This window comes from Neisseria sp. P0022.S010 (assembly GCF_051956635.1).
Window position 1 is genome coordinate 1 of record NZ_JBQCXF010000266.1, and the last position, 3,957, is coordinate 3,957.

Sequence of the window (3,957 nt, forward strand, 5' to 3'; positions counted from 1 at the left end):
TGACAATCCGTTTCGAATTCTTTGATTATTATACCCGATACGCCTCTTTTTCTTCAAAAATCATTTGAAAAATAACAACAGGCCGTCTGAAAACAAGTATTTCGGTTTCAGACGGCCTGCATATTTTAAATATCAATACAACAATTTCTTGCGGGGCTTTTGCTCGCCACTGGATTTAATTTCTGACAAATTGAAATTCAGTATGCTCAAATCCAAAATGCTTTCAGAAGTGCATTGATCGCCAAAGGCATTTTCATAAGTGGCCTTCAGTTTCAACACGCCGCCAAATGTCTGGTCCGGCAATTCGGCAGCCAGCGCCAACATGCTTGCAAACACGCCGCCATACAATTCGCCCGATGCCAGCATATCCACACCGCCGGAAAACATCTCCAAGCGCATAACCGCATCGGCGACCAGCTTGCTCGGCAAGTTATCCGGCAAAGACTCTACCTCAAAACGCACATTCTTCGCCAAGCCCTTACCGCTATTGCGGACAATCAAAACCAATAAATCCGTTTGACCGTCAGAACGCTGCAACGTCGCATGCAAAACAGGATGAATGCTCTCTTTTTGAATCAGCTGCTCACGATGCAATATCTTGCTTTTTGCTTTGGATCGCGCAGAGACGACAGCCCAAATCAACCAAACCAATGCAACGGCAGAAATGGCAGTGACCAAAAGGGGAAGGTTGGTCAAATAGGCTTGCTGATTAAACCAAACTTGTGCTGCCAAAAATCCGGCAAAGAAAATCAAGACGTATAAAATTGGGGCAAACCGGCTTTGTATGGATGAGTGCATAAGTTTTCCTACATTTCGTATCGTGTTATAAAAATAATGCCTTTTGAGCAAATGATGTCATTAACTCAGAAGGCATTATTTTAACGTAATTTTAACGCAATTTGCTTAGGGGCTGACGTAGATTAGCAGTTATGCTAGGCTACGAAAATGCAGATAACCAATTGTAAATTAAGAAAGAGAGTTCAAAAGAAACTACTTGAATTTTTTGTACTCCAAGTTACCGCCCGTTCCGCTGCCGATATTTTGGGCATTCAGCCCAACTCCGCTATTCTGTTCTACCGCAAAATTCGTATGGTTATCAGCCATTATCTGGCCTTGGTTGCCGATGAGGTTTTTGAGGGCCCTGTCGAGTTGGACGAAAGCTATTTCGGCGGACGGCGTAAAGGCAGACGTGGTCGCGGCGCGGCAGGAAAAGTGGTTGTCTTTGGTATTCTGAAACGCAACGGACGGGTCTATACCGTTGTGGTGGATAATGCCAAGTCTGAAACGTTACTCCCTGTCATCAAAAAGAAAATCATGCCGGACAGCATTGTTTACACGGATAGCCTGAGCAGCTACGACAAGTTGGATGTGAGCGGTTTCATCCATTACCGCATCAACCATTCCAAGGAATTTGCCGACCGTCAGAACCACATTAACGGCATTGAGAATTTTTGGAATCAGGCAAAACGTGTCTTGCGAAAATACAACGGAATCGATCGCAAATCTTTCCCGCTATTCTTGAAAGAATGCGAATTTCGATTTAACTTCGGCACACCGTCTCAACAGCTTAAAACCCTGCGGTATTGGTGTGGAATTTAGGGCTAATCTACGTCAGCCCCAAAATAAAAGGGAAAATATGAGTATCAAAGAATGGCCCGAGGGGGAGCGGCCGCGCGAGAAGCTCTTGGCGCATGGTGCGGCGGCGTTGAGTGATGCGGAGTTGCTGGCAATTTTATTGCGTGTTGGAACGCGCGGTATGAGCGCGGTTGATTTGGCGCGTTATTTGTTGAGTGAGTTTGGCAGTTTGGGGAAGCTGATGAGTGCGGATGCCAAAACACTCGCTGCTTATAAGGGCATGGGTTTGGCAAGCTATACTCAATTTGCCGTGGTCAAAGAAATCGGGCGGCGGATTTTAGGTGAGGATTTGCAGGAGCAGATTATTTTGTCAAACCCGAAATCGGTTGCGGATTATCTGCGCCTGCATCTTGGGCATGAAAAAATCGAGGTCAGCGTTGCTTTGCTGCTCAATCGTCAAAATCAATTGATTGCGGTACGGGAATTGTCGCGCGGTACGGTGGCGGAAAATACGGTTTATATCCGTGAAATTGTCAAATTGGCATTGGATGAATATGCCGACAGTTTGATTTTGGCACACAATCATCCGGGCAGTTCGGCAAGGCCGTCTGAATCTGATGTGCAGTTTACAGAGCGTTTGAAACAGGCTTTAAGTTTGGTCGATATTACGCTGTTGGACCATTTTATCGTGACGGCAAAAGAAACCTGCTCTTTGCGCGAACAGGGCTATATGTAAGGATGAATGTTCAGACGGCCTCAGTAGGATTGGTTACCTTGCTGAGGCCGTCTGAAGGATTATTGCGTTACTTCGTCGGAGGATTCTTCTTTATAGACGATTTCTTCCGATTTTAGCTTTTCTTTGCTCTTTTCCTTCTCTTTTTCTTTATCCTTGTCTTTTTTACCGTCAGGAATGGCGGCGTCAATCACTGCCCCGGTTCCTTTAACAACCAATTTTCCGGCAGTCAGGACGGTTGTGGCGGCCAAATCGACAGCCGCGCCTACAACGCAGCCGTTAAGCGTCAGGCAAAGGGCAAGTGCCGGAATCAGGCGATTGGTGCATCTCAATGACTGCATCCGCAGTGTCCTTCGTGATGATGGCCGCATCCGAGTGCTTCTTGCCAAGCATCATCATCGCCGTCAAATTCTTCAACTTCGTCAAATTCGCCGTTTTCTACCATGCTTACCAGCTCTTCCAAGCTTTCTGCGCCTTCTACCCAAAAGCAGGGAATATCGGGCGGTGTGTCGGGGACAAGTAGGGCGGCTTGTTGGTTGTGCCAAGCAATCCAGTAGCCGTTTTGCGTTTGTACAAATACGGCATCGGGATGGATGGTTTCGTTTTCGGTATTGACCAGCATTCTGGCGGCGATATCGGTTTGAAAAGGTAAGGTTTGCATGATGGTTTGAGAATGTGGGAAAAGAAAGTATTGTAACATGGCAAAAACAAACGCACCGTCTGAGTCAGGCAGTGCGTTTGTATCTCGGCAACTTGGGTGCGGTCAGTTTAGAGTGTCAGCCGCACCGGGAATGTCATTCCGTCAAGATTATTTGTCGTCGTTAGCCAAAACGAAGCGGTAAATAGTCGCGCCAACTGCTGCACCTGCAATAGGAGCCAACCAGAACAACCACAGTTGTTCAACAGCCCAGCCACCTTGGAACAAGGCAACACCGGTAGAACGTGCAGGGTTAACGGAAGTATTGGTTACAGGAATGCTGATTAAGTGAATCAGGGTCAGACCTAGGCCGATGGCGATAGGAGCAAAGCCGGCCGGAGCCAATTTGTCGGTAGAACCCATGATGATGATCAGGAAGAATGCGGTCAGGACGAATTCGATCAGCAAAGCGGCCATCATGTCGTAACCGTTAGGAGAGTGCTCGCCGAAACCGTTGCTGGCAAAGCCGGAAGCAACAGCATCAAAACCGGTTTTACCGGAAGCAATCAGATACAGAACGCCCGCAGCGGCAATCGCACCGATCACTTGGGATACGATGTAAGGCAACAGGTCTTTACCGTTGAAACGGCCGCCGATGAAAAGGCCGACGGAAACGGCAGGGTTGAAGTGGCCGCCGGAAATGTGGCCGTCAGCGTAAGCCATGGTCAGTACGGTCAAACCGAATGCTAAAGCGACACCGGTAAAGCCAATGCCAAGTTCTGGGTAAGCTGCTGCCAAAACCGCGCTGCCGCAGCCGCCGAATACCAGCCAGAAAGTGCCGAAAAATTCTGCAAAATATTTTTCATTTGTTTTTCCTTGTAAAGGGTGGGGTGTTGCCGAAGGCATGAATCATAATAAGATTGTTTCTAAGCGAAAAACGGATTTACCTGTTTTTTTCCGGTCTTGAAAAAAGGCCGTCTGAAAAGGGCGACAAATGGATAGGGAGATATAT

6 protein-coding genes are annotated in these 3,957 nt (G+C 47.4%); 2 read left to right on the plus strand and 4 right to left on the minus strand.

Annotated elements, in window-relative coordinates:
* Positions 1–132: 132 nt before the first annotated feature.
* Positions 133–798, minus strand: coding sequence for a hypothetical protein (locus ACTHUT_RS14980; protein ID WP_003684691.1), 666 nt, complete (start codon positions 796–798; stop codon positions 133–135).
* A gap of 147 nt (positions 799–945) precedes the next feature.
* On the opposite strand from ACTHUT_RS14980, the gene ACTHUT_RS14985 reads away from it, so the two are divergent.
* Complete coding sequence (locus ACTHUT_RS14985; protein WP_250600160.1) at positions 946–1,599, plus strand: IS1595 family transposase; 654 nt, start codon at positions 946–948, stop codon at positions 1,597–1,599.
* Positions 1,600–1,636: 37 nt separating this feature from the next.
* The gene (gene radC / locus ACTHUT_RS14990) at positions 1,637–2,311 is read left to right on the plus strand and encodes a RadC family protein (protein ID WP_003685430.1); all 675 of its coding nucleotides are present in this window, start codon (positions 1,637–1,639) and stop codon (positions 2,309–2,311) included.
* 59 nt (positions 2,312–2,370) lie between these two features.
* Here radC and ACTHUT_RS14995 read toward each other — a convergent pair whose 3' ends face one another.
* The 3 genes from ACTHUT_RS14995 to aqpZ form a co-directional block, all read right to left on the minus strand.
* Positions 2,371–2,649 (minus strand): NF038104 family lipoprotein, encoded by a 279-nt coding sequence (locus tag ACTHUT_RS14995; RefSeq protein WP_250600162.1) that lies wholly within the window; start codon positions 2,647–2,649, stop codon positions 2,371–2,373.
* Positions 2,637–2,969, minus strand: coding sequence for a general secretion pathway protein GspG (locus tag ACTHUT_RS15000; RefSeq protein ID WP_250601724.1), 333 nt, complete (start codon positions 2,967–2,969; stop codon positions 2,637–2,639). The genes ACTHUT_RS14995 and ACTHUT_RS15000 overlap by 13 nt, the downstream gene beginning before the upstream one ends.
* Positions 2,970–3,116: 147 nt before the next feature.
* Entirely contained in the window at positions 3,117–3,851 is a 735-nt protein-coding gene (aqpZ, locus tag ACTHUT_RS15005) for an aquaporin Z (protein ID WP_070749626.1), read from the minus strand.
* Positions 3,852–3,957: the final 106 nt, after the last annotated feature.